18 protein-coding genes and 1 tRNA gene are annotated in these 24442 nt (G+C 58.2%); 14 read left to right on the top strand and 5 right to left on the bottom strand.

Features of this window, described 5'->3' with window-relative positions; genetic code table 11:
• Positions 1 to 188: 188 nt before the first annotated feature.
• The 3 genes from F6V25_RS16570 to F6V25_RS16560 form a co-directional block, all read right to left on the bottom strand.
• Entirely contained in the window at positions 189 to 1571 is a 1383-nt protein-coding gene (locus F6V25_RS16570; protein ID WP_151129719.1) for a TatD family hydrolase, read from the bottom strand.
• Between the two features lie 81 nt (positions 1572 to 1652).
• Positions 1653 to 2858: a tRNA pseudouridine(13) synthase TruD gene (gene truD / locus F6V25_RS16565; protein ID WP_151129718.1), complete on the bottom strand. Its 1206-nt coding sequence runs from the start codon at positions 2856 to 2858 to the stop codon at positions 1653 to 1655.
• Positions 2855 to 3349, bottom strand: coding sequence for a tRNA (cytidine(34)-2'-O)-methyltransferase (locus F6V25_RS16560; RefSeq protein ID WP_151129717.1), 495 nt, complete (start codon positions 3347 to 3349; stop codon positions 2855 to 2857). The genes truD and F6V25_RS16560 overlap by 4 nt, the downstream gene beginning before the upstream one ends.
• Positions 3350 to 3502: 153 nt before the next feature.
• Between F6V25_RS16560 and serA the strand changes: the two genes are divergently transcribed.
• The 5 genes from serA to F6V25_RS16535 all read left to right on the top strand — a co-directional run bounded on the left by serA (position 3503) and on the right by F6V25_RS16535 (position 6978).
• Positions 3503 to 5128 carry a phosphoglycerate dehydrogenase gene (gene serA, locus F6V25_RS16555; protein WP_151129716.1) on the top strand — a complete coding sequence of 542 codons (1626 nt, stop codon included), beginning with the start codon at positions 3503 to 3505 and terminating at the stop codon, positions 5126 to 5128.
• Between the two features lie 15 nt (positions 5129 to 5143).
• On the top strand, positions 5144 to 5920 hold the full coding sequence (gene lgt, locus F6V25_RS16550; RefSeq protein ID WP_151129715.1) for a prolipoprotein diacylglyceryl transferase: 777 nt from the start codon (positions 5144 to 5146) through the stop codon (positions 5918 to 5920).
• A gap of 99 nt (positions 5921 to 6019) precedes the next feature.
• Positions 6020 to 6541, top strand: coding sequence for a ferritin (locus F6V25_RS16545; protein WP_151129714.1), 522 nt, complete (start codon positions 6020 to 6022; stop codon positions 6539 to 6541).
• A gap of 1 nt (position 6542) precedes the next feature.
• Positions 6543 to 6773: a DUF1450 domain-containing protein gene (locus F6V25_RS16540; protein WP_191966243.1), complete on the top strand. Its 231-nt coding sequence runs from the start codon at positions 6543 to 6545 to the stop codon at positions 6771 to 6773.
• A 128-nt stretch (positions 6774 to 6901) separates the two neighbouring features.
• Positions 6902 to 6978 (top strand) — tRNA-Arg (locus F6V25_RS16535).
• Positions 6979 to 7056: 78 nt separating this feature from the next.
• On the opposite strand, the gene F6V25_RS16530 is transcribed toward F6V25_RS16535, so the two are convergent.
• Positions 7057 to 7986 carry an NAD(P)-dependent oxidoreductase gene (locus F6V25_RS16530; RefSeq protein ID WP_151129712.1) on the bottom strand — a complete coding sequence of 310 codons (930 nt, stop codon included), beginning with the start codon at positions 7984 to 7986 and terminating at the stop codon, positions 7057 to 7059.
• A gap of 345 nt (positions 7987 to 8331) precedes the next feature.
• Here F6V25_RS16530 and F6V25_RS16525 point away from each other — a divergent pair, with 345 nt between their 5' ends.
• Positions 8332 to 8637 (top strand): cytochrome c3 family protein, encoded by a 306-nt coding sequence (locus tag F6V25_RS16525; protein ID WP_151129711.1) that lies wholly within the window; start codon positions 8332 to 8334, stop codon positions 8635 to 8637.
• A 112-nt stretch (positions 8638 to 8749) separates the two neighbouring features.
• On the opposite strand, the gene F6V25_RS16520 is transcribed toward F6V25_RS16525, so the two are convergent.
• On the bottom strand, positions 8750 to 10189 hold the full coding sequence (locus F6V25_RS16520) for a sigma-54-dependent transcriptional regulator (protein WP_151129710.1): 1440 nt from the start codon (positions 10187 to 10189) through the stop codon (positions 8750 to 8752).
• Between the two features lie 426 nt (positions 10190 to 10615).
• Between F6V25_RS16520 and F6V25_RS16515 the strand changes: the two genes are divergently transcribed.
• The 8 genes from F6V25_RS16515 to xerD all read left to right on the top strand — a co-directional run bounded on the left by F6V25_RS16515 (position 10616) and on the right by xerD (position 24283).
• Positions 10616 to 13309 (top strand): PAS domain S-box protein, encoded by a 2694-nt coding sequence (locus F6V25_RS16515; protein WP_151129709.1) that lies wholly within the window; start codon positions 10616 to 10618, stop codon positions 13307 to 13309.
• Between the two features lies 1 nt (position 13310).
• Positions 13311 to 14813, top strand: a complete 1503-nt coding sequence (locus F6V25_RS16510) for a sensor histidine kinase (protein ID WP_191966242.1) — start codon at positions 13311 to 13313, stop codon at positions 14811 to 14813.
• Between the two features lie 304 nt (positions 14814 to 15117).
• Positions 15118 to 18564: a pyruvate carboxylase gene (locus F6V25_RS16505; RefSeq protein ID WP_151129707.1), complete on the top strand. Its 3447-nt coding sequence runs from the start codon at positions 15118 to 15120 to the stop codon at positions 18562 to 18564.
• A gap of 187 nt (positions 18565 to 18751) precedes the next feature.
• Positions 18752 to 19744, top strand: coding sequence for an ADP-ribosylglycohydrolase family protein (locus F6V25_RS16500; RefSeq protein WP_151129706.1), 993 nt, complete (start codon positions 18752 to 18754; stop codon positions 19742 to 19744).
• Positions 19745 to 19894: 150 nt separating this feature from the next.
• Positions 19895 to 22603 carry a [protein-PII] uridylyltransferase gene (gene glnD / locus F6V25_RS16495; RefSeq protein WP_151129720.1) on the top strand — a complete coding sequence of 903 codons (2709 nt, stop codon included), beginning with the start codon at positions 19895 to 19897 and terminating at the stop codon, positions 22601 to 22603.
• Positions 22604 to 22627: 24 nt separating this feature from the next.
• The gene (locus F6V25_RS16490) at positions 22628 to 23059 is read left to right on the top strand and encodes a DUF2231 domain-containing protein (protein WP_151129705.1); all 432 of its coding nucleotides are present in this window, start codon (positions 22628 to 22630) and stop codon (positions 23057 to 23059) included.
• A gap of 55 nt (positions 23060 to 23114) precedes the next feature.
• Positions 23115 to 23342 carry a VF530 family protein gene (locus tag F6V25_RS16485; RefSeq protein WP_151129704.1) on the top strand — a complete coding sequence of 76 codons (228 nt, stop codon included), beginning with the start codon at positions 23115 to 23117 and terminating at the stop codon, positions 23340 to 23342.
• Positions 23343 to 23395: 53 nt separating this feature from the next.
• Positions 23396 to 24283 (top strand): site-specific tyrosine recombinase XerD, encoded by an 888-nt coding sequence (gene xerD / locus F6V25_RS16480; protein WP_151129703.1) that lies wholly within the window; start codon positions 23396 to 23398, stop codon positions 24281 to 24283.
• Positions 24284 to 24442 lie beyond the last annotated feature (159 nt).

Below are 24442 nucleotides of genomic sequence, written 5' to 3'. Positions count from 1 at the left end.
ATATCGATCTTTTTCGGTAAGATGGGTGTAGGACATGGTGGGCTCCTTTCCGGATGTGAGTGGGTCGCGCTTCTCACACTACCAGAAAATCCCATCATGTCCTGCTCTTACCTCATGTGGTGCACTTACGAGTAGAATTCACCCCACTCCGTTATCTCCCGTGACAACATATCATGGGTATTTGCCCGTCACCCCACCTCGGAATATTCCCGCACGCGAAACTCCACACCCAACGATTCGGCCAGCCTGCGGCAGGCGTCGATATCGACCCCCGGCACGGTTACGGCGCTGGCCACGACCTGGGGGATATGCTCCCGTGCCGCGCGGATGAAGTCGCAAACGCCCTCGAATCCTGCATCGCCGAAGGGGGTATTGCAGATCCGGTCGTAGGTAGTGCTGTCCGGGGCGTTCAGGCTGACGGAGATGCTGTCCACCAGTCCGGCCAGTTCGGGCAGGATGTTGCGCTTGTGGACCAGGTTGGCCTGGCCGTCGGTGTTGATGCGGATGCGGTAGCCGCGCCCCTTGAGCTCGGCCGCCACCCGCTTGACCAGGTCCAGGCGGATCAGCGACTCGCCGTAGCCGCAGAAAACCACTTCATCGATTCCCTCCGGTTGGCCGACAGCCGCCATGATCTCCTCGAAGGAAGGCTCCCCGTCCAGAAGCAGGTTGTGCCCCTTGACGGTGAAGTCGTCGAACTTCGCGCAGAAGCTGCACCGGTTCGAACAGCGGTTGGTGATGTTCAGGTAGAGGGAGTTGCGGATCATGTAGGCGATCTTGGTGGACTGGTCCCACAGGCGGATGCCGAACAGGTCGCGGCAGTTCTTGGTGGTGATCCGGGCCACATCATCCAGGGACAGCCCCTTGGTCTCGGCCACCTTCTCCGCCGTGAGGCGCACATAGGCCGGCTCGTTGCGCTTCCCGCGGTGGGGAACCGGTGTCAGGTACGGGCAGTCCGTCTCCACCAGCAGACGATCGATGCTGACGCCACGCAGCACAGTGCGCAACGCCTCATTGGACGGGTAGGTGACCGTGCCCGTGATGGAGATGTACAACCCCATGTCGATGGCTTGGGCGGCCATGGCGGCATCGCCGGAGAAACAGTGCAACACCCCCTTGTGTACCCGCTCCTCCCGCAGGATTGCCAGCATGAGCTCATGGGCGTCACGGTCGTGGATGACGACCGGCAGCTCCAGTTCGTGTGCCATGCGCAAGAAACGGCGGAACACCGCCTCCTGTTCGTCGCGGGGGCAATAGTCGCGGTAAAAGTCCAGGCCGATCTCCCCGATGGCCACAACCTTTGCGCTGGACCGGGCCAGGTCCCGGATAACGTCGTAGCACTGTTCCGTTACCCGGCCGGCATCCTGGGGATGGACCCCGACCGCCGCATATATATGGGGATACTTCTCTGCCAGTGCGACCGACTCGCGGCTCGATTCTATGTCGGTGCCCACCACCAGCATGGCACCCACCCCGGCATCCTCGGCGCGTTTCAGCATGGCGTCGAAGTCGCCGGCATAGTCGCGATAGTAGATGTGGGCGTGGGAATCGATCAGGATGTTGTTGGTCATCATTCCGTTCCTTTAGTGAATGGTGAATGGCTAGAATTCGATTTTACTATTCACGATTCACCATTCACGATTTGTAAAATGTGATCAGAAGTTCTTGGTGATCTCCCGCAGCAGTGCTGTGGCGTAACTTCCCTTGACCAGGCTGAACTCCAGTTCCAGCCTATCGCCTTCGATCCGAAAAGAGGGGGCTTCCAGCGGTATCCGCAGCGGCCGCCGCTCCCCTTCCATCCTCAAGCCGCCCCCCATGTCGAAATCAGCCGGCCGTATCTGTTCATTGTCGAGAATCTGCTGTTCGATTTCAAGCGGTTTTCCCGCCGGCTGCTTCATCTTGCAGCCGAAGATCGGTCCGGTGGCGGATATCTCAAAGGTGCGGGCCCGTTCCGCCTCAGTATCCGCATCCTCCACCAGAAAGCAGGCGCCGTTCACATGCTTCCATGCCAGGTCTCCCGGCAGCAGGGCATCGATCTGTTGGATACGGCGTTCCACCACCTGATCGAAGAGCCAGGATTGCAGGGCCGAGAGGTAGAGCTTTTTCAGGCGGGGATGAATGACGGCAAAGGCCCGCTCGAACCCGTCCGGCCGGGCGGCAAGCCGTTGCAGCACCTCCCGCTCGCTGCGACAGTGGCGGGGAAACAACTCCAGAGCCCCGGCCAGGTCGCCCCGTTGATAGGCCTCGATCCCGGCTCGCCACTGTTCGTCGCGCACCGCCTCCGGTTCGCCCATGAGCCGGTCCGTCGCCCCCTGCCAGTCGTGCCGCAGCATGGCGGCGCCGATCAGGTGGGAATTTCCCTGGCTGCCGTAGCGCTGGTAGCCGAAATAGTTGGGCACGCCCCGTTGTTGCAGGATTTCCAGAACCGCGGGGACGACCTCCCCGGCATGCGCCGCGATGTCCCGGACGACGATGCGAAAGCGGTTCCCCTTGAGGTGACCCAGTTTGAGTTTGTTGGTGTGGCGGGTGGCGGAGACGATCTTCAGGCCGTCCAGTTCTACCCCTTCAGCCGATTCCGGCTTGACGTGCTCCACGGAGATGGTCTGCCGGGTGACGCCGGCGGCATCCTTCATCCCGGCGTAACCGATGGCGCGTTCCGCGACGTTGAGATGCCGGGCAATGCGGCGGATGGCCTCCAGGGTGGTGATACCGCGCTTTTCCACGATCAGGTAGGCATGGTCGCCGGAGCCGCAGGGCTGATAGGCCGGGATCTCCTCCACCAGAAAGTCGTCGCAGGATTCCTTGATCGTGCCGCCGATGCCGGGGAGGGAAGCGGTCAGGTAGGGGCGTAGGGATATCATGGTGCCTCCCGTTCGGTGTGGTCGAGCCGGCCTGACTGGCGCAGGGCTTCGTACAGGACGATTCCCGCCGATGTGGACAGGTTCAGGCTCCGTACGGCGCCGGCCGGCATGGGGATCGTGATGCAGGTGTCCGGATTGGCGTTGAGCAACTCTTCCGGCAAGCCCCTGGTTTCACGCCCGAAGACCAGAAAATCCCCCGGCTGGAAGGCGGCCTCCAGGTAACTGCGGGCGACCTTGGTGCTGAGATAGAAAAAACGGCCCTGAGGGGCGCTCGACTGGAGCTCTTCCAAGCTATCCCAGCGGCGCATGGCCACATGCTCCCAGTAATCGAGGCCGGCACGTTTCAGGTGCTTGTCGTCGATGGAAAAGCCGAGTTGCCCCACCAGATGCAGGACACTGCCGGTGGCGGCGCACAGGCGGGCGATATTGCCGGTGTTGGGAGGGATCTCCGGTTCGACCAGCACGATGTTGAATGGTATGTTTGGGGGCACGGGCTATTCCTCGACTATGTAATAAAATTTAAACCATAGACCACTTGCATCCCAAAATCAACACAACCAGCCCCGTATACCCTCCCGGCTCTTGCAATTTTTATCCGTCAAGGCTACTATGAGGCCACAAATTATTGATACTGGGGAGTTGCAATGAAGATTATCGTAACTGATGAAGTATCTGCGGAAGGTCTTGCCCTGTTGACCCAGGATGCGCGCATCCAACTGGACGTAAAGCTGGGGTTGAAGAAAGATGAACTGCTGGCGGTCATCGGCGACTATGAAGCAATCATCACCCGCAGCGGCACTACCGTTGACAAAGCTCTGTTGGACGCGGCCACCAAGCTGAAGATCGTTGCTCGGGCCGGGGTCGGCATCGACAACGTGGATGTGGACTACGCCAGCTCCAAGGGCGTCATCGTGGTAAACGCGCCATTCGGCAACACCAACAGCGCCGCAGAGCATACCCTGGCACTTTTGCTCTCCTTCTGCCGCAACGTCACCATTGCCAACGCCAGCCTGAAAGCGGGGGAATGGAAGCGGGGTCCCTTTACCGGCCACGAGTTGAAGGGCAGGGTAGCCGGTGTGATCGGCCTCGGCAAGGTGGGAGGCCGGGTAGCGGCACGGCTCAAAGCTTTTGAATGCGAGGTGTTGGCCTGCGACCCGTACGTTTCGGTCAAGCGCGCCAACGACCTGGGGGTCAAACTGGTATCCCACGATGAGATCTACAAAAATTGCGACATCATCACGGTTCACACACCCCTGACCGACGAAACCCGCAATATGGTCGGCCCCCGCGAATTCGGGCTGATGAAGAGCGGCGTCATCATCCTCAACGTGGCGCGAGGCGGCATCATCAACGAGCAGGCGTTGCTGGACAATCTCGTCTCCGGCAAGGTGCTCGGCGGCGCCGTCGACGTCTGGAGCCAGGAACCGCCCGCGTCGGAGACGCTCAAACAACTGATCGCCAACAAAAAGCTGGTGGTAACCCCGCACCTGGGGGCCAACACCTTTGAGGCTCAGGTCAACGTGGCCATCGACGTCTCCCGCGAGATCATCAACTACCTGGACGACAAGCCGATGGAAAACGCCGTCAATATCCCCCGCTTCGACCTGGCCCTCATGGACCAGATGCGGCCGTTCCTCAACCTGATGAGCGTCATGTGCGACTTCGGCATCCAACTGGTGGACACCAATCTGGAAAAGGTCAGTTTCGGTTTTGCCGGCAGTATTGCCCATTACGACTGCTCACCTCTGACCGTCTGCGGCCTGACCGCCCTGCTGAACCGGGTGGTGGACCAGGACGTCAACATGGTCAATGCCTCGCTGATCGCCGAGCAGATGGGCATCGTGGTGGAAGAGTCCAAGACGACCCAGGGGGGGGCCTTCTCCAATGTCATCACCCTGGTCATCGAAGGGGAGGGCAAGCGCCGGCTGGTTTCGGGCACGCTCTTCGAAGGGGTTCCCCGTATCGTGCGGCTGCGCGACTATTCCATGGACTTTAGCCCGGAAGAGCACATGCTGCTCTTGAATTACAATGACCGCCCCGGCATAATCGGCAAGATCGGCACCATTCTGGGGCAGTACAACATCAATATCGGTTCCATGAACCTGGGGCGGCACGAAAAGAAGGGCGAGGCCATGGTGTTGCTTTCCCTCGACACGGCTGTGCCCGAGAACGTCCTCCAGGAGATACAGACCGCCACCGACGCCTCTTACATCAGGGCGTTGCGCATGCGCGTCGGAGCCTGCACCCGCAGTTGCGGTTGCGGCGCCTGAGAGGTTCCCGGCCCCATGCCGTTTCCCCATATCGACCCTGTTTTCCTGAGCATCGGCCCGCTCCAGTTCCGCTGGTACGGGCTGATGTACGTTCTGGCCTTCGCCGCCACCTATTTTATCCTCAGCTCCGAGGTGCGCCGCAAACAGTACTCCCTGACCAAAGACGACGTGGCGGACTTGGTCTTTTACGGCGCCATGGGGGTGGTGTTGGGGGGACGGCTCGGCTATATCCTTTTTTACGACCTGAAGGTCTACCTCGCCGACCCGTTGCAGATCTTTGCGGTCTGGAAGGGCGGCATGTCCTTCCACGGCGGTTTTCTGGGGGTTATCACCTCCTTTGTCCTGTATGCCCGGCGCAAGAAAATCTCCTTCTGGGCGCTGATCGACATGGCGGCCCAGTGCGCGCCCATCGGTCTGGGGCTCGGCAGGATCGGCAACTTCATCAACGGGGAATTGTACGGCAGGACAACGGATGTTCCCTGGGGGATGGTCTTTCCGGGAGGGGGCGAACTGCCGCGCCACCCCTCGCAACTCTATGAGGCCCTGCTGGAGGGGGTGGTTCTGTTCTTCATCGTGCGGATCATGTCCCGGCGGTCGGACGTGACCGGTATCCCGGCTTGGACCTTCTGCGCCGGCTATGGCCTGTTCCGGTTTATCGTCGAACTTTTCCGCCAACCCGATGCCCAGATCGGTTTCTTCTTCAACTTCTTTTCCATGGGGCAGCTTTTGAGCCTGCCCATGTTCCTCGTGGGCAGTTTCATGGTATTCAGGCTCTCCCGACGGGCCGCCTGAATCCGAACGCTCCCCCGGACGTTGCTGAAAGGGCTTTCAATCGTCTGATTCAGGGGTATACTCAGATAAACTACATATCCGACAGGAGGTACGACACCCATGATAAGCAAAAAAGTGGCTGACTCGCTCAACAAGCACATGAACCTTGAGCTCTATTCCGCGCATATCTATCTTTCCATGTCCTCCTGCGCCAATGAGATGGGGCTGAAGGGCGCCGCCAACTGGTTCATGGTACAGTACCGTGAGGAGATGGTCCATTTCATGAAGTTCTATACCTACCTCGTTGACCAGGGGATGAATATCGAACTCCTGTCCAGCAAGGCCGTGCCGAATACCTACAAGTCGCTGTTGGAGATGATGCAGAGGACCCTCACCCATGAGGAGCTTATCAGCAAGTGCATCAACGACTTGAGCGAACAGGCGGTTCAGGCGAAAGACCATGCCACCCAGATCTTTCTGCAATGGTTCGTGACCGAACAGATAGAGGAAGAGAACAATGACCGGGACCTGATCGCCAAGCTCAAGCTGGTCGGCGACAATGGCCACGGTATCCTGATGATCGATGCCGACATGGCGCAGCGTGTGTTTGTGCCGCCCGTCGGCGCCCCCCTCGCGGTGTAGCGTGAAAATCCGTTTCTGCGAACATAACAAGGGCAAGGGCAAGGTGTACCGCCGCCTGAAAGAGGAATTTCCCGATCTCAACATCAAGATCAAGGAATGCGTGAAACAGTGCTCTGCCTGTCGAGAGATGCCCATGGCCACGGTGGATAAGGAAAAAATCACCGCCCGTGACGGGGACGGGCTGTACGACAAGATCGTCGCGACGATTCGAGAGAAGCTGACGAAGGAATGATGGGCACTGGACGCCGGGCATCCCCCCGGCGTTTTTCGTTATCGATTGCTTGTCTGCGCGTGATTGACGGTTGCCGTCAGCGGAGTTTTATGCTACATATCAGAACTTCCTCTTCGTCAACAGAGTATGCGCCCGTAGCTCAGTTGGATAGAGCAACGGCCTTCTAAGCCGTGGGCCGCAGGTTCGAATCCTGCCGGGCGCGCCAAACCTCATTGAATCCGATAACTGTTTTTACGGTTGTCGGATTCTTTTTTCTGCCGTAAACCGTACCGCGCTGTCTCTCTCACATCTCCCGTAAAATCCCTACCCACTCATGGATGAAAAGATCGAGATACTCCCGGCTGATGGCGCTGGAATGGGGCGTGATCACCACATTGGGCTGTTCCCAGAGCGCCGAGGCGGGTGGTAGCGGCTCCTCGGCAAAGACATCCAGCCCGGCGCCGACGAGGGGACCCGTTTTGAGGGCGCTGAGAAGATCTTCCTCCTGGTAGCAGTTACCGCGCCCCAAATTGTACAGGTAGGCCCCCGGTTTCATGGCAGTGAAATGCCGCTGGGTAAAGATGCCGTCGGTTTCCGCCCCACCGGGCAAAACCAGGACTACGTGATCGGCATAGGGGAGTTCCTCTTCCAGGCTGCCGAAGGGGATCACGTTGTCAACGTGAGGGGCGCCCTCGAACCCTCTCGTATCACGCTTGACCGCGGTAATGCGTGCCCCAAAGGCTGCTAGCAGTTCGGCCATGGACCGGCCCAGGGATCCAAAACCGACGATCAGCACCCTCTGGCTGAAGAGCGCTACACACTCGCTGTAGCCGGGGCGGTCCCAGATTCTACCCTGCTGGTCGGACAGCGATTTCCCCACATGCCGGTTGAAGTGGAGCATCATGGCGAGGAGGCTTTCACGCATGATGCGGCCGTGGAAGCTGCCGTAAAAGGTCTTCACCCGGCCGGTCGGGTCTGCAGCCACCCAATCATGCCCGGCGGCGGGCGTAAAGAGGGCCTTCAGCCTTGGAGCCCCTTCGTACCAACCGGGTTTGAACACCCAGGTCAATGCGCAGTCGGCTGCCGGAAGCCGGTCAAGGAAATCACTATTTCCTTCGGCGATGCTAATACGGGCGTCGGGAAGCATACCGCGGATCAGGTCAAGATGACGCGGTTTGAGGGCAAAGGCGTCAACGTTGTTGTGAAGATGGACGAGGAGGTTGTGGATTTTCATGGTTGTGCCCGCGAGATCGTATTCGTGTTGGGAACGTATCATACCTGCAAAATCTATAAATTCAACCGCGAACCGTTCCTACAGTGTTTGTGGGGCGCATAATTTGAGGCCTCGTTTGATCATGAAAAACGGCGGTGGGGGGAAGCGTTTCCCTGTCCGGCCGGAGCGCAAAAGTTTCCCACAGAGGAAAAAATGCTTTTCATTTCTGAAAAGTCATTTAAAATCGGAGCTTCCACTATGACAATGATGTATACATACGATGTATTCGGTCTTTCACGTCAGGCGACTGTTCTTTTGGGGTGACGACCGGGTAGCTGGAATCAAAGCCACAGGAGGATGGACCTAATGAGGAAAAGATTGGTGATGCCGATGATTGCGTTGTTGCTGTATGGGATGTCTTCAGCCGTTCCGGCGGTGGCGGCTCCGAATCCCGGCCCGGAGGTCATCAACCTCAAGATGGGGGTCATGGTGCTCCCGTTCCAGCATAGAAAACATCAGAAGGATTTGAACAACGAATGCTTTCACTGTCACACGCGCGAAAGCGGCAAGATTGATAATTGGGGCAAGGACACTGCCCACAAAATCTGTATTTCCTGCCACGATCTCTACGACAAAGGCCCGGTTGAGTGTCAACAGTGCCATAAAAAATAGGTTTTTTGTTTATCCGGTATTCCCCGGCCCGCCCTCAAGGCGGGCTTTTTTGTCCGCTCTTCCCGGGGCCGACCGCTGTGCTGACCCCATCGTCCCACCGCGGGATACAGAATTATGCGGTGGGGCCCTTTTTGATCCGTTGCAACCGATTGTTGAGGGCTTGCCGTGTGATGCCCAGCAGCCGGGCGGCTACCCCCTGGTTGTTCTTTGCGATTTCCAGCGCTCTGCGGATCAGCTCCGTTTCGGCGTGCTTCAGGGTCGGGAACCGGTCGAAGGTGACGCCGTTGCCCCCCACGAGATTCTGGGGCGCGGAGGAGGTGCCCTGGAACGGGAATGAATCCCGCTCCCGCTCGATAAGTTCACTGAAGTACTCGGACGACAGTTTCGATGAGGCGGCCTTGGTCACGCTATCAAAGACCATGGCCTTGAGCTCGCGGACATTGCCCGGGAAATCGTAGCTGCACAGGAGCTCTACCAGCCCCTTCCGGTACGTAGGACGTTCCTTGCCAAAAATCTTGGCGGTCTCATCAATGAAGTGGTCAAGAAGGAGCGGTATGTCGTCAAGGCGGTCCCGGAGGGGGGGGATCGTCACTTGATGCGTGCAGAGGCGGTAGTAAAAGTCCTTGCGGAATTTCCCCTCGTTTACCAAGTGCCGCAGGTTGTGGTTTGAAGCGACCACGAGGCGCGCATTGCTTTGGAGTGGGTTGTCCGACCCCAGGGGGTAGTATTCGTTTTCCTGGAGAAGGCGGAGCAGTTTTACCTGGGACAACTCGTTCAGGTCACCGATCTCGTCCAGGAATATGGTGCCGTTGGCCGCTTTTTTTATGAGGCCGTCCCGGTCCTGGTTCGCCCCGGTGTAGGCCCCCTTTTTATGACCGAAGAGCGTATCGGAAAACATCAGGTCGTCCAACCCCGAGATATTGATGGATACAAACTCTCCCTTGCGCTTGCTCATGGTGTGTATCGCCCGGGCAACGAGTTCCTTGCCTACGCCGGTTTCCCCATTGATCAGGACCGCCTGATGGGAATTCGATATGACCTCCACATACTGCATGAGGGAGAGCATGTTCTTGTTGTGCGTAATAATGGAATGGCGGGAGGCGATGGCCGAGGGTAAGCCGACGGCCTGCTCCGGGTCCTGAAGGGAGCTTAGGCCGTCGTTCAGGGAGCGCAGTTCCAGCGCCCGGCTGATGCTGGCCATGAAACGGTTGATCGATATGGGCTTGGTCAGGTAATCGACCGCTCCGGCCTTGATGCACTCGATTGCAGAATCAATCTGGTTCTCCGCTGTCACGATGATTACCGGGACTTGCGGCTTGTTCTTGGTAAAAAGCTCAAGGAGGTACATGCCGTGGAGCCTGGGCATGGAGAGATCCAGCACCACGGCGGCGACCTCCTGGGTGTTGAAGTAATCGAGTGCCCTGCGGCTGTCTTCAAAGGGGATGACGTTTTCGTATCCGTCATGGCAGAGCAACGACTCGAGGAGTGACAGGGCCTGGGTGTCGTCATCCACGATCATGATGGGTGTTTTATCTTTATTTTTCTTTTCCATGGTCAACTCGCATATGGTCGGATTTTTCAGCTTGATGCGTGTAGCAGGAACAAAGATGCGTGCCTTCTTTCCCCAAATCGGTGCTGTTGAGGTACTTTTTCCCGAATACTATATCAAAACAATCGGCATTTCAATCGGCCAGGATACCTGCCGGAATAAATAAGCAGGATTTATTGCACACATAGACGCCGTTCTCCGGTGTCGGACCGGCCTGTTTCAGTGGGAACGGGACTCTCGTCGGCCATGTCTGCGCCCATGGCATTTCCAGCTCGATCATTACGGTCTCGACATTAAAAAATATAGAGGTGAAATTGTTGTGATCTTTTGCTATGAATACTGCATGATGGCTTTGGGATAAAAGTGGTCCTTAATTGGCGAAAAAATCGTAGTGGCAATCTTTCTTTTCCGGGAGTAGCTGATCCGACCATGGCTGAGACACGACAACATGTTGTATCATTGGCGGCGGCAGTCGCGCTCTGTGGCGTCATCTTCGTTATCGACCTGCTGACCCCACCCGGTGCTGCGGTCTGGATCGGTTACCTCTTCGTACCGCTGTTCCTATTCCGGTGGCTGGGGGCCGGGCCGGTCACGTGGCTGGCCGGCGCCTGCACCGTGCTGATGCTTGTGGACCTCCTGGCGACACCTCCGGCCACCCATTTCGAAATTTCCCTCTTCAACAGAATCCTGGCGATAATCGTACTGTGGCTATCGGTCGCCTTTCTGAGAATGCATGCGCGGATGCAGGCATCGTGCATGGAAAGCGAGGCGCGTTACGACAGTCTGTTCAACAGCAGCAATGACGCGATGCTGATAATTGAGCCTCACAGTGGGAGTATTGTGGATGCCAATCCGGCGGCGGTCGCGTTTTACGGCTATCCCAAAGCGCAGCTTGTCGCCATGCGCATATTCGACATCAATACGAATGATGAGGCCGAAACCAGGGATAATATGAAACATGCGGGCAACGGCGCCTCTTCGCGTTTTGTGTTTCAACATCGCCTGGCAGACGGCTCCCTACGGAGTGTGGAAGTCTCTTCCGGCACCATCAGTTTTCGGGGGAGGGATCATCTCTTTTCCATCGTTGCCGATATCACCGAACGAAAACGGATTGAGCAGGAGCTCCAGCAGACCCATGCGGAACTCGAACAGCGGGTTGCCGAACGAACCAGTGAACTGGCGGACACGATCCAGGTTCTGAAAATGGAGATTGCCGAGCGGGAGCGGGTTGAAGATGCCCTGCGGGAGCACGAGGAACGCTACCGCTCCCTCTTCAACAACAGCATCGACGGCATCCTGCTTGCCACCTCAGACGGCGATGTGCTGGAGGCCAATCCCGAGGCCTGCCGCATCCTCGGGATGACCGAAGAGGAGGTGTGCGGCCGGAGCAGGCAGGACATCGTCGACGTGACAGATCAGCGGGCAACGACCCTGCTCGATGAGCGGGCACATACCGGCAAGGCGCGTGGCGAGGTCCTGTTTATTCGCAAGGATGGCAGCAGGGTCCCCTGCGACATAAGCTCATCGCTCTTTGCCGACAAGGATGGGAACCTCAGGGCGTGCATCATCTTTCGCGATGCGTCGGAGCGGAAGAGGACGGAGGAGTACCTCGTCAGGACCTCAGATGCAATCCGGGACCTGTACGATAACGCCCCCTGCGGCTACCACTCTCTGAACGATCACGGCGTCTTCGTGCTCATCAACGATACGGAACTCAATTGGTTGGGCTACCGTAGCCATGAGGTCATCGGCAAGATGTGCTTCAGCGACATTCTCGCGGATGACAGCAAGGGGATGTTTGAAGAAACCTTCTCCCGGTTGAAGCGGGAAGGCCAGGTAAAAGGGGCAGAATTCGAGTTGGTTCGTAAAGACGGTAGCCACGTGTCGGTCATGGTCAATGCGGTTGCCATCCGGGATGAGGACGGCAACTACGTCATGTGCCGAGCCACCGCGTTCGATATTACCGCCCTCAAGCAGACGGAATCGGCGCTGCGCAGGAGTAACGAACGTTACATGCTTGCCGTTCAGGGGGCCAGCGACAGCATCTGGGACTGGGACTTGGAGACCAATACGGCTTTTGTCTCATCCCGCTGGAAAGAGATGCTGGGGTACGGCGAGAATGAAATAGATAATGTCATGGAAGAATGGATGAGCTTGATCCATCCCGATGATTATCAGGCCGCATTGGAGGCTCTGAATAAGTATCTGGATGGGCGGATCCCCGAGTTCTGTCTGGAATGCCGCCTGCGCCACCAGGACGGCAGCTACCGCTGGGTATTGACGCGCGGCGCCTGTTTTCGTGACAGCGACGGCAATCCCCACCGTATGGCCGGGTCCCACACCGATATCACCGAGCGGAAACTGGCCGAACAACAATTGCTGGCGGAGACCGCCGAACGTCTGCGTACGGAGCAGGATCTCCGGGAGAAGGAGCGGTTGATGCTGCTCCAGAGCCGTCAGGCCGCAATGGGCGAGATGATCGGCAATATCGCCCATCAGTGGCGCCAGCCGCTTAATACCCTCGGACTCATTATCCAGAGGTTGCAGCTTTTCTATAACTCAGGTAAGTTCGACGCCGATTTCCTGCAGGAGAATACACAGGAAGCGATGAAACTTGTCTATCACATGTCCCGGACCATTGATGATTTCAGGAACTTCTTCAAGCCGGACAAGGAAAAGAGTTCCTTCAGCGTACATGCCGTCATCCTGCAAACCATCTCGCTGATCAACGAAAGCTTCAAGGCCCATCATATACGGATCGATGCGAACTCGGAGGGCGATGTGCGGGTTCTCGGTTTTCCCAATGAATATTCCCAGGTGGTTCTCAATATCCTACTGAACTCGCGTGATGCCTTCACGGAGCGCGATATTGATGACGCTAGGGTCGTGATCGGGAGCTTCAGCAGGGAGGGGACGTCAGTGGTCACCATACGCGACAATGCGGGCGGCATCCCCGCGCACATTCTGGAGAAGATGTTCGAACCTTATTTCACGACAAAGGGGCCGGATATGGGGACCGGCATCGGTTTGTTCATGGCCAAAACCATCATAGAAAAAAATATGAACGGCAAACTCAGCGTCCGCAACACGGGCGATGGCGCCGAATTCACGATCGAGGTTTGATATGCGGGCCGCCCAGCCGTTAGTTTCCGTCTTGTATGTGGAGGATGAACAGAGCGCCAGGGATATCCTCGGCTCGGTCTTTGAAAGCAAGTACCGTTTCACGCGCCTCGATGTTGCCGAGAACGGGGAACAGGGGCTTGCGCTCTTCAAACAGCATCACCACGATATCGTCATTACGGACATCAGCATGCCGGTTATGGATGGCGTTGAGATGGCTGCCTCCATACGGGACATTGCCCCGGAAACGGCCATCATTGTCTTGACGGCCCACAGCGGGACGAGATACCTGCTGGACTCCATCGAACTGGGCATAAACAATTACGTGCTCAAACCGGTTAATTACGAAAAGCTCTTTGCCGCTATCGACAAGAACATTACCATGATCTCGCTGAAGAGGAAGGTTGCCTCCCAACACCGTTTTATCTGCAAGCTTTCCCGCGCCGTCGAACAAAGCCCCAGTACGGTGTTGATAACCGATGAGCGCGGAGAGATCGAATATGCAAATCCCAAGTTTTTTGAACTTACCGGCTACTCCCCCGATGAGGTCATGGGGAAAAACCCGCGCATTCTCAAGTCAGGGGACATGTCACCAGCTTTTTATGACGCCCTGTGGCGTACCATCACTTCGGGAAAGGAATGGTACGGAGAATTTCTGAACCGGAAAAAAAACGGAGAACTTTATTGGGAGTCTGCCGCCATTTCTCCGGTCATCGACGAAACCGGCGCCATTACCAACTACGTTGCCGTAAAGGAAGATATAACCGCCCGCAAGCGTGCCGAAGAAAAGATCGAAGCCCTCAACGCCGCGCTGGCGGACCGAGCACGGGAACTGGAATCCGCCAATGCGGATCTGGAGGCATTCAATTATACCGTCTCCCACGATTTGCGGAATCCGTTGACCATCATCAGCAGCTACAGTCAGTTGCTCTTGGACAAGTGCGGCGCAAGCCTGGATGAACAGGGTGAAAAAATCGTCGGGATCATCAGCCACAAAGCAAAGCAGATGGAGGATCTGCTGTCGGCCCTTATCGTTTTTTCCAAGTTGTCGCAACAGGTTGTCGACAAAGAAACGGTGGATCTCACTGCGATTGCCTCCGGCATCAGGGAGGAATTGCATATGAAGGAGCCGGACCGGCAGACCGGGTTTTGCATCCAGGAGGGTGTTTCTTGTCGCGCCGACAAACACCTGATGCACATCGTTTTGAGCAACCTCATGGGAAACGCTTGGAAATACACCGCTCTCAAAGACGAACCGCAGATAGAATTCGGTATGGCCACCACCGATGGGAAACCGGTGTATTTTGTCCGGGATAATGGCGTCGGATTCGCTATGGACAAGGCAGACAGGATCTTTGGAACCTTTCAGCGCCTGCATACCGACGGCAATTTCGAAGGATTCGGCATCGGGCTGGCAACCGTGCAGCGCATCATCAACAAACACCAGGGGCGCATCTGGGCCGAGGGGAAACCGGGCAAAGGCGCCACGTTCTTCTTTTCGTTCTGACCCCGAATCACCCGCCCCGCTGCGCATAACAACCGTCTTTCCTGGCTCCACTCGGCACGACCTTCCCTGTATCCCTACCGATGCCATCACGGCCTGAAAAATCATAGTTGACAAAGCCCCCTCAATCTGTTTTATTGTCGCCATTGTTTACGATATAACTTGTTTTATTGTCGCCATTGTTTACGATATAACTATTTAAAATAGCTGAATAAATTTAGTTTTGCTAAATGTTTGGCGGTTTCAGGCGCACGAATTTCACCCACGTTAAATGTTCCACGGTACCCCTACACTTCGGAGGACATTCATGCAGAAACAGAAGTTCCGCAAGGTCATGGCCGCCAATCGCGGCGAGATCGCCATCCGTATCTTTCGGGCCTGTACCGAATTGGGTATCGGCACGGTAGCCATCTATTCGGAAGAGGACAAGCTGTCGCTCCATCGCTACAAGGCCGACGAGGCCTACCTGGTCGGCAAGAGCAAGGCGCCCATCGACGCCTACCTGGGGATCGACGAGATCATCGCCCTGGCTCTCAAGGCGGATGTGGATGCCATCCACCCCGGTTATGGCTTTTTGGCCGAGAACGCCGAGTTTGCCGAGAAGTGCGAGGCAAACGGGATCGCCTTCATCGGCCCCACCGCCGAAATGCAACGTGCCTTGGGAGACAAGGTGGCGGCCCGCAAGGTGGCCTTTGCCGCTGGGGTCCCGACCGTACCCGGCACCGAAGAGCCCATCGGGAAAGAGGAGGAAGCGCTCAGGTTCGCCAAGGAACACGGCTACCCGATCATCATCAAGGCCGCGGCGGGCGGCGGCGGCCGCGGCATGCGCGTGGCCCACAACAAGAAGGAGTTGTTGGAGGGGCTGGTGGCCGCCGGGAGCGAGGCCAAGGCGGCCTTCGGCAATCCTGCCGTATTCCTGGAGCGTTACCTGGCCAATCCCAAGCATATCGAGGTGCAGGTGCTGGGGGACAACTTCGGCAATCTGGTGCACTTCTACGAGCGTGACTGCTCCATCCAGCGCCGCCACCAGAAGGTGGTGGAGTTCGCCCCCTCCCTGTCCCTGTCCCAGAAAACCCGCGAGGAGTTGTGCGACGCGGCCCTCAAGATCGCCGGCCAGGTCAAATACCGTAATGCCGGGACCGTAGAGTTCCTGCTGGATCAGGAGGGAAACTGGTACTTCATCGAGATGAACCCCCGCATCCAGGTGGAGCACACGGTGACCGAGATGATCACCGGCCGCAACCTGGTGCAGGACCAGATTCTGATCGCCTGCGGCCACAAGCTGTCCGACCCGGAGATCAACATCTCCAGCCAGAGCGCCATCGATATGCGCGGCTACGCCATCCAGTGCCGTATCACCACCGAAGACCCGGCCAACAACTTTGCCCCGGACTTCGGGACCCTGACCACCTACCGTTCGGCGGCCGGTTGCGGGGTGCGGCTGGATGCCGGCAACGCCTTCACCGGCGCGAAGATCACCCCCCATTACGACTCCCTGCTGGTCAAAATCAGCTCCTGGGGGCTGACCTTCCAGGCCGCTGCCAACATCATGAACCGGGCCCTGCAGGAGTTTCGAGTCCGCGGCGTCAAGACCAACATCGGTTTCCTGGAGAACGTCGTCGCCCACCCGGTCTTTCTCAAGGGGGATTGCGATACCTCGTTCATTGAGAAACACCCGGAACTGCTCAAGGTCCGGGAGAAAAAAGACCGGGCCAGCAAGGTGCTCAAATTCCTGGGCGAGGTGGTTGTCAACGGTTCGCCCGGCATCGCCAAGCCGCTCAAATCCGCCGACCTGCTGGAGGCCCGGGTGCCGGAAACCGACGTGACCAAACCTCGTCCATCCGGCTCCCGCGACCTGTTCATGAAACTGGGGGCCGAGGGGCTTTCCAAGTGGATCCTGGAACAGAATAAACTGCTTTTGACCGATACGACCATGCGCGACGCCCACCAGTCCAACCTGGCCACCCGCGTGCGCACCTACGACCTGCTCAGGATCGCCGAGCCGACCTCCCATCTGGGGGCCGATCTGTTCTCCCTCGAATGCTGGGGCGGCGCCACCTTCGACGTCTCCATGCGCTTCCTCAGGGAGGACCCCTGGCAGCGATTGCACAAGCTCTCCGAACAGATCCCCAACATCCTGTTCCAGATGCTCCTGCGCGGCTCGAATGCCGTGGGCTACACCAACTACCCGGACAACGTGGTGCAGAAGTTCGTGGAAGAGGCCGCCAACTCGGGCATCGACATCTTCCGCATCTTCGACTCCCTCAACTGGACCACCGGCATGCGGGTGGCCATGGATGCGGTGCGCAAGACCGGCAAGATCTGCGAGGCCGCCATCTGCTACACCGGCGACATCACCGATCCCAAGCGGGACAAGTATCCCCTGGAATACTATGTGAATATGGCCAAGGAATTGGAAGCCATGGGCGCCCACATTCTGGCCATCAAGGACATGGCCGGTCTGCTCAAACCGTTGGCCGCCTACAAGCTGGTCAAGGCGCTCAAGGAAAATATCGGCATCCCGGTCCATCTCCATACCCACGACACCTCCAGCAACGGCAGCGCCATCCTGCTCAAGGCCAGCGAGGCGGGGGTGGACATCGTCGATGCGGCCCTGTCGTCCCTCTCCGGCCTGACGGCCCAGCCCAACCTGAACGCCCTGGTGGCGGCCCTGGAGGGGAGTGAGCGCGATCCCAAGGTCAACGCCCCCGGCTTGCAAAAACTGGCCAACTACTGGGAGACGGTGCGGGACTACTACTCCCCCTTCGAATCGGGCCTCAAGTCCGGTACGGCCGAGGTCTACCACCACGAGATCCCGGGCGGCCAGTATTCCAACTACAAACCCCAGGTGGCCGGTCTGGGCCTTCTGGAACGCTGGGATGAGTGCAAGGAGATGTACCACAAGGTCAACCTCCTGTTCGGCGACATCGTCAAGGTCACGCCGTCATCCAAGGTGGTGGGCGACATGGCCATGTTCCTGGTCAAGAACAATCTGGAGCCGAACGATGTCTTCACCGCAGGGGAGGAGCTGGCCTTCCCCGAGTCGGTGGTGGGGATGTTCAAGGGGATGCTGGGCCAGCCCTACCAGGGGTGGCCGCAGGATCTGCAGCGGATCATCCTGAAGGGGGAACAACCGATTACCTGCCGCCCCGGCGAGTTGCTGGAACCGGTGGATTTCGACGAGGAACGGCTCAAGCTGGAGGAGAAGCTGGAGCATGCAGTCAGTGACAAGGCCATGGTCTCCAATATCCTCTACCCCCACGTATATCCCGAATTCGACCGCCACCGTCAGGAATACTCCGACACCTCGGTCATTCCCACGCCGATCTTCTTCTACGGTCTGGAACCGGGGCAGGAGACCTCCATCGAAATCGAACCGGGCAAGACCCTTATCATCAAGCTCAACGCCGTGGGGCGCGTGCAGGCCGACGGCACCCGCACCGTGTACTTCGAGCTGAACGGCAACAACCGCTCGGTGGTCATCCGCGACCAGTCGGTCAAGAGCGATGAGGCGTTGCGCGAGAAGGCCGACAAGGGCAACCCCAACCATCTCGGCGCCCCCATGCCGGGCAAGGTGCTCAAGGTCAACGTCAAGGCCGGCGATCTGGTCAGGGGCGGCGACGTGCTGATGGTGACCGAAGCCATGAAGATGGAGACCAACATCAAGGCCAGGGCCGACGCCAAGGTAGCCGAAGTGAAGTTCAAGGAGGGGGAGAAGGTGGAGAAGGAAGACCTGATCATCGTCTTGGGCTGATGGGAACCAACAAATAACGTGTAAAAATAAACGCCCCGTTTCGGACTTCCGAGGCGGGGCGTTCTGTCTGTTGTGCTTGTTGTTTCCTTCATCTTGCGACGCGGCAGCATTTTTTCCCATAATGACGGGAAAGCGGTATACTGAATATACGGTTACGTGTTCTGTGCAGTCAGGGGAGGTTGCGAGTATGAATAGCAAAAAAGCGCTCAACAGTCAGGATGTTTCCCTTGCCAGCCGTATCGCCGGGGCGGTGTGGGGGCAGTTTGTGGGGGATGCCTTTTGCCTCGGAAGCCATTGGATTTACGACCTGAATGAATTGGAACGGCTCTTCCCCGGGGGACCGCAAGGTTTTGACCCGCCGGCCGAGGGGCACTACCACTTCGGTAAGGAACCGGGGGAATTGACCCACTACGGCGACGCCGCGCTGCTCCTGCTCCGTTCGCTGCTGGAACGGGACGGTTTCGATGCCGCCGATTTCGGGAGCCGCTTCGTGGCCATAATGGAATGCCCGGCCTACAAGGGGTACCGGGATCATGCCGCCAAGGAGACGCTGGCCAACTACCGGGCATTCCGGGAGGCCCATCCCGATGCGGCCTACAGCTTCCAGGAAGGGGCCGACGATGACCAGCCGGCCACCATCAGCCGTTTGGCGCCTCTGGCGGCGCGCTATTTCCGCAGCAGCGATTACCTTCTCCAGGTGGAACGGGCCACCAGGGTCTGTCAGAATAACGACCGGGCCGTGATTTACCTCAAGGCCCACGCCATGATCCTGCGTGAGTTGTTCTTGGGGCACTCTCTGGATGACGCATTCAAAAGGACTGTGGAGTTGATGGATGGGGAGGGACTTTTGGGCGCCGAAGTCAGCGGGAAGATTACGGATGCCTTTTCGTCCCGCACGCTCCCGGTGCGTACGGTGACGGCCCGGTTCGGTCAGTCGTGTCCCCTGGCCAGCAGCTTTCCTGCGGCCGTCCACTGTGCCCTGCACCATGCCGACGATTTCGGGGGGGCGCTGAAAGCCACGGCGGCGGCCGGCGGTGACAGTGCCGGCCGGGCGGCCATGGTTGGGGCCTGGCTGGGGGCATCTCTGGGCGTTTCCGCCATTCCCGGAGAATGGTGCCTGCGCCTCAAGGCCCACGCCGAGATCGAGAACGGCGTCGGCCGTTTGATGCGAGTGGAGTGAAATAGCTTCCAGGCGGCTTCGGCCGCCTTTTTATTGCTTTTGACTCACCGGCGCGCCTGACGTATAATCCCTCCCGTACGGTCGCCGACGATGCCTGTCCGTATCATAACCGTCATCCCGGACGGCATCGTTTCCCCCGAGAGGAGCCCCATGCAATTCTTTATCGACCCCTATTTTCCCGATGACATAAACGCTGTTGGCGACGCAGGTATGGCCGGATTCGAAGAGAAACGGCCGTTGTATTTTTCCGGCTGCAAGAATTTTCTCGACCACTACCGTGAAGAGATCAAGTTGCTGCACAACGGGGGCGCCTCAGGCAGCGAGGTGGCGCATCTGATCTGCGACATGATGGACGAACTGAACAACAAGCTCTTCCAGAGCATCCTGTACGACGTCGACGGCGGCAGCATGTTGGAACACATCAGCCTGGTGGCGGTGGGGGGATATGGCCGCGGCGAACTGAATCCCTACTCCGATATCGACATCATGTTCCTGCACGACGGCAGCATGCCGGCGGCACGGGTGGAGGATGTGGCCCAGAAGATGCTGTATTTTCTCTGGGATATGCGTCTGGACGTGGGCTATTCGGTACGGCAGATCTCCGATTGCGTCGAAATGGCCGCCGCTGACAGCACGGTCAAGACCGCCCTGATCGACGCCCGCTACCTGAGCGGTCCCCGGCAGCTGTTCGATAACCTCTCCAAGGTGATCCTGACCCAGATCATGACCAAATCCAGCGACAAGTTCATCAAGGAAAAGATGGCCGACATGAAGAGTCGCCGGGAAAAATACGGCTCGACCGTCTACCTGCTGGAACCGAACCTGAAGGAAGGCGAGGGGGGGTTGCGCGACCTGCAGACCGCCATGTGGACGGCGCGCGTCAAATACAAGTTCACCAGCCCCAAGGAATTGATCATCAAGGGCATATTGACGGAAGAGGAGCTGGACACCTATTACGCGGCCCTCGACTATCTCTGGCGCATCCGCAATGAACTGCATTATTTCAACGGCCGCAAGAACGACCAGCTCACCTTTGACGCACAGGTGCACTTGGCCCGGTTCATGGGGTACCAGGATCACGGCAAGGTCCTTGCCGTGGAAGATTTCATGCGTGACTACTACCGCCACGCCAACCGGGTCGAACACTTTGCTTCAAGCCTGGTGTCCCAATGCATCTGGCGTGATGAAGGAGCCCTGAAGATCCTCGGTTATTTCGTGCGCCGCCCGGTGGGGGACGGCTGTTTCGTGCTCAAAGGGGAGTTGATCATCCCGGACGAGGCGGTGGTGGAGAAAAACCCGGTTGTCCTGATGCGCATCTTCGAGCTGGCCCAGAAGCACGGCGTCCTCCTGAACGTCCGCGTCAAGGCGTTGGTCCGCAAAAGCCTATATCTGGTCAACGACAAATTCCGCCGCAACCGTGAGGTGAACCAGTCGTTTCTGACGATCCTCCGTTCGCCCAAGGGGGTGGCCGAAACCCTGCGGAGCATGCACCACCTGGAGTTCCTCAACCGTTACATCCCCGAGTTGGAGCATATCTACTGCAAGGTGCAGCACGACATCTACCATATCTATACGGTGGACATCCATACCCTGTTTGCCGTGGAAGAGGCCGAGAAGATGCTGACCGGCCAAGCGAAGGACCAGCTCCCCTTTCCGTGCGAGGTCGCCTCCCAGATCGGCAAGCGTGAACTGCTGCTGCTGGCGGTCCTGTTTCACGACATCGGCAAGGGGGAGGGGGGAGGTCACGCCGAAAAGGGCGCCGCCATGATCCCCACCATTGCCCGGCGCATGGGGCTTTCCAAGGAAGGTACCGAACGGCTGGAATTTTTGGTGCGCCAGCACCTGCTGTTTGCCCACATCTCCCAGCGCCGCGACCTGCACGACGAACGGATGGTGGTCCAGTTCGCGCGCCAGATGGAAACCAGCGAGAACCTGAAAATGCTGTACCTGTTGACCATTTCCGACGTCAGGGCGGTTGGCTCGGATGTCTGGACCAACTGGAAGGCGCTCCTGTTCCAAGAGTTGTACGAAAAGGCCTTCAACGTTCTGGAGCGAGGCGATTTTCACCTGGAGGCCAGCAGCGAACGGGTCAAGGGGGTTATCAAAAGGGTTACGGAATTGCTGCAGGACGATTTCCCGGTGGCGACGGTCCGGGAAGAACTCAAGGCCATGCCGGTCCGGCTCTTGCTCTCCAATGACCTGGCCTTGATCTCCGGCCATGCCCGGCTGCTGCTCGGCCTGGAAACGAGCGACCTGCTCATGAAGGTCGTCCATCAGCAGGAGAGCGGCTATTCCGAGTTCACCATCTGCACCCACGACATGCCTGGCCTGTTCTCGCGCATTACCGGTGTCATGGCCGCCAACGGCGTCAACATCCTGGGGGCTCAGATCAACACAAGCCGTAACGGCAAGGTGCTGGACATACTCCAGGTCAATTCTCCCCAAGGCATGGTCATCACCGACGAGCACCGCTGGCAAAAGGTCCAGGACGATATGCGCCTGGCCCTGCATGGTGACGTCAGCGTGGCGGAGCTTGTGGAGCACCGTCAGCGCCCCTCGCTCCTCACCACGCGTCCCATCCCGCGTTTTCCGACCCGGGTGGAGATCGACAACGAGGTGTCGGAAGACTATACGGTCATCGATATCTACACCCATGACAAGGTCGGACTGCTCTACCTGATCACGAGCACCCTGACCCATCTGGGGCTCTACATCGGTGTTTCCAAAATTTCCACCAAGGTCGATCAGGTTGCCGACGTCTTTTATGTCCGAGATATCTTCGGCCAGAAGATCGTATCCGAAGAGAAGTTGCAGGAGATCATACCGTACCTGATGCGGGCCATCGACGAGTGGGTATAATATCAAGGTGCTGAGGGGGGAAATATGACCGACGACCAGAAAAGGAAGATTCCTCACCTGCACCCCGTATGTGTGCACTTTCCCCAGGCCCTCTTTCCGGTCGCCTTTGCCGCGACGCTGATCTATCTGGTGCTGGGAATTCGGGAATTCGAGGCGGGTGCCTACGTGTGCGTCCTTTTGGGTTTGCTTTCCGTGCCCGTGGCTGCCCTGAGCGGGGTCATCGACTGGAAGCTCCGTTTCCGGGGGGCCATGACCCGGGTGTTCAAGATCAAGATGGCCGGCTCGGGGCTCCTGGTTATCCTGGCTCTGCCGGCGGTGCTGTTGCGCGCCTCCCATCCCGAACTGCTCCTCCATCCCATCCAGGATGCCGGCTGGGGCTACCTGCTTCTGCTGGCCGCCTGTGCCGCTGATTGCACGGTTCTCGGATTTTACGGCGGCCGGCTGGTGTTTCACTGATGGTGCGAAGAACAGGGAAAACCATGGAACAACAATCCAGCAATCAGGCAGGCATATGATGGAAAAACAGTCCAACGACCCGCTGCACGGTGTCACGCTGAAGATGATGCTGACGGAGCTGGTCGATCATTACGGTTGGGGGGAGTTGGGGAAACGTATCGATATCAGGTGTTTCACCCATGATCCGAGTATGGGGTCCAGCTTGACGTTTTTGCGCAAGACCCCCTGGGCCAGGGACAAGGTCGATGAGTTGTATCTGCGGTGGAAGCTGGAGAAGTCGTAGGTGATCGGTTCCGACCGTGAATTGTGTGCCATTCCGGGGGAGATTCGAATTCCATGAACGACTACCTCGATCTGTTCATAAACTATCTGGCCGTGGAAAAGGGGCTCTCCGCCAACACCCAGGAGGCCTACAGCCGCGACCTGACGCGGTACCTCGACTTTCTCGAAAAGCAGGGCGCCACATCTCCCGGCAGCGTGAAAGCTACGGATATTGCCCTCTTCATGGGACGGCTGAAAGACCGGGGGATCGGCCCGCGCAGCCGAGCGCGCTGCCTGTCGGCCATTCGCATGTTCCACAAGTTCCTGATGGTGGAAAACTACGCCGAAACCAATCCGACCTCGATTATCGAAGCGCCCCGCATCCTGCATAAACTGCCGGGATTTCTCACGACCCAGGAAGTGGATGCCCTGTTCGCCGCCTGCGCCGGCACGTCGGCCGAGAACGTTCGCGACCTGGCCATGCTGGAGTTGCTCTATGCCACTGGCCTGCGGGTTTCGGAACTGGTCGGCCTCAAGCTGCGCGAGGTCAATCTGGACTCCGGTTACCTGATGACCGTGGGGAAGGGGAATAAGGAGCGTCTGGTGCCCATCGGCGAGTCGGCCCGGGACAAGGTCGGGACGTATCTTGCGGCGGTACGCGCCAAGCTCGATCCGCGGTGCGCGAACCCCTTTCTCTTTCTTTCCCGGCTGGGCGCGGACATGAGCCGTCAGGCGTTCTGGAACATCGTCAAGAAGCGTGCCTTGATGGCCGGTATCCGCAAGAACATCTCGCCCCACACCCTGCGGCACTCCTTCGCTACCCATCTGCTGGAAAACGGCGCCGACCTGCGCAGCGTACAGATCATGCTGGGGCACGCCGACCTCTCCACCACCCAGATTTACACCCACGTCACCCGCGAGCGGCTGAAACGACTGCACCAACAAATCCACCCGCGGGGGTAAACGATCCAAAGCGAATATTCGCCACGGGGAAAAAAGGTATTGACGGTGGTGGAGATAGTTGTTATAACCAGCGTCCCATTTGACGCGGAGAGTTTTTCCGAGTCGCTGGGGGCGGAAAAAAGAAGTTTGGCTGGAAAAAACTTCTTGACAATGTCAGCT

It is taken from the genome of Oryzomonas japonica, assembly GCF_008802365.1.
Lineage (GTDB): Bacteria > Desulfobacterota > Desulfuromonadia > Geobacterales > Pseudopelobacteraceae > Oryzomonas > Oryzomonas japonica.
Note: the sequence above shows the minus strand (reverse complement) of the source record. Positions and strands in the feature narration are given on the sequence as shown.

Excerpts from the sequence above, each read along its gene's own strand:
- F6V25_RS16505 (WP_151129707.1), top strand. The coding sequence starts at position 15,118 with ATGCAGAAACAGAAGTTCCGCAAGGTCATGGCCGCCAATCGCGGCGAG.
- F6V25_RS16545 (WP_151129714.1), top strand. The coding sequence starts at position 6,020 with ATGATAAGCAAAAAAGTGGCTGACTCGCTCAACAAGCACATGAACCTT.
- F6V25_RS16520 (WP_151129710.1), bottom strand. The coding sequence starts at position 10,189 with ATGGAAAAGAAAAATAAAGATAAAACACCCATCATGATCGTGGATGAC.
- F6V25_RS16525 (WP_151129711.1), top strand. The coding sequence starts at position 8,332 with ATGAGGAAAAGATTGGTGATGCCGATGATTGCGTTGTTGCTGTATGGG.
- F6V25_RS16570 (WP_151129719.1), bottom strand. The coding sequence starts at position 1,571 with ATGATGACCAACAACATCCTGATCGATTCCCACGCCCACATCTACTAT.
- F6V25_RS16485 (WP_151129704.1), top strand. The coding sequence starts at position 23,115 with ATGATGGAAAAACAGTCCAACGACCCGCTGCACGGTGTCACGCTGAAG.
- glnD (WP_151129720.1), top strand. The coding sequence starts at position 19,895 with ATGCAATTCTTTATCGACCCCTATTTTCCCGATGACATAAACGCTGTT.
- serA (WP_151129716.1), top strand. The coding sequence starts at position 3,503 with ATGAAGATTATCGTAACTGATGAAGTATCTGCGGAAGGTCTTGCCCTG.
- F6V25_RS16515 (WP_151129709.1), top strand. The coding sequence starts at position 10,616 with ATGGCTGAGACACGACAACATGTTGTATCATTGGCGGCGGCAGTCGCG.
- F6V25_RS16510 (WP_191966242.1), top strand. The coding sequence starts at position 13,311 with ATGCGGGCCGCCCAGCCGTTAGTTTCCGTCTTGTATGTGGAGGATGAA.
- xerD (WP_151129703.1), top strand. The coding sequence starts at position 23,396 with ATGAACGACTACCTCGATCTGTTCATAAACTATCTGGCCGTGGAAAAG.
- F6V25_RS16530 (WP_151129712.1), bottom strand. The coding sequence starts at position 7,986 with ATGAAAATCCACAACCTCCTCGTCCATCTTCACAACAACGTTGACGCC.
- truD (WP_151129718.1), bottom strand. The coding sequence starts at position 2,858 with ATGATATCCCTACGCCCCTACCTGACCGCTTCCCTCCCCGGCATCGGC.
- F6V25_RS16500 (WP_151129706.1), top strand. The coding sequence starts at position 18,752 with ATGAATAGCAAAAAAGCGCTCAACAGTCAGGATGTTTCCCTTGCCAGC.
- F6V25_RS16490 (WP_151129705.1), top strand. The coding sequence starts at position 22,628 with ATGACCGACGACCAGAAAAGGAAGATTCCTCACCTGCACCCCGTATGT.
- lgt (WP_151129715.1), top strand. The coding sequence starts at position 5,144 with ATGCCGTTTCCCCATATCGACCCTGTTTTCCTGAGCATCGGCCCGCTC.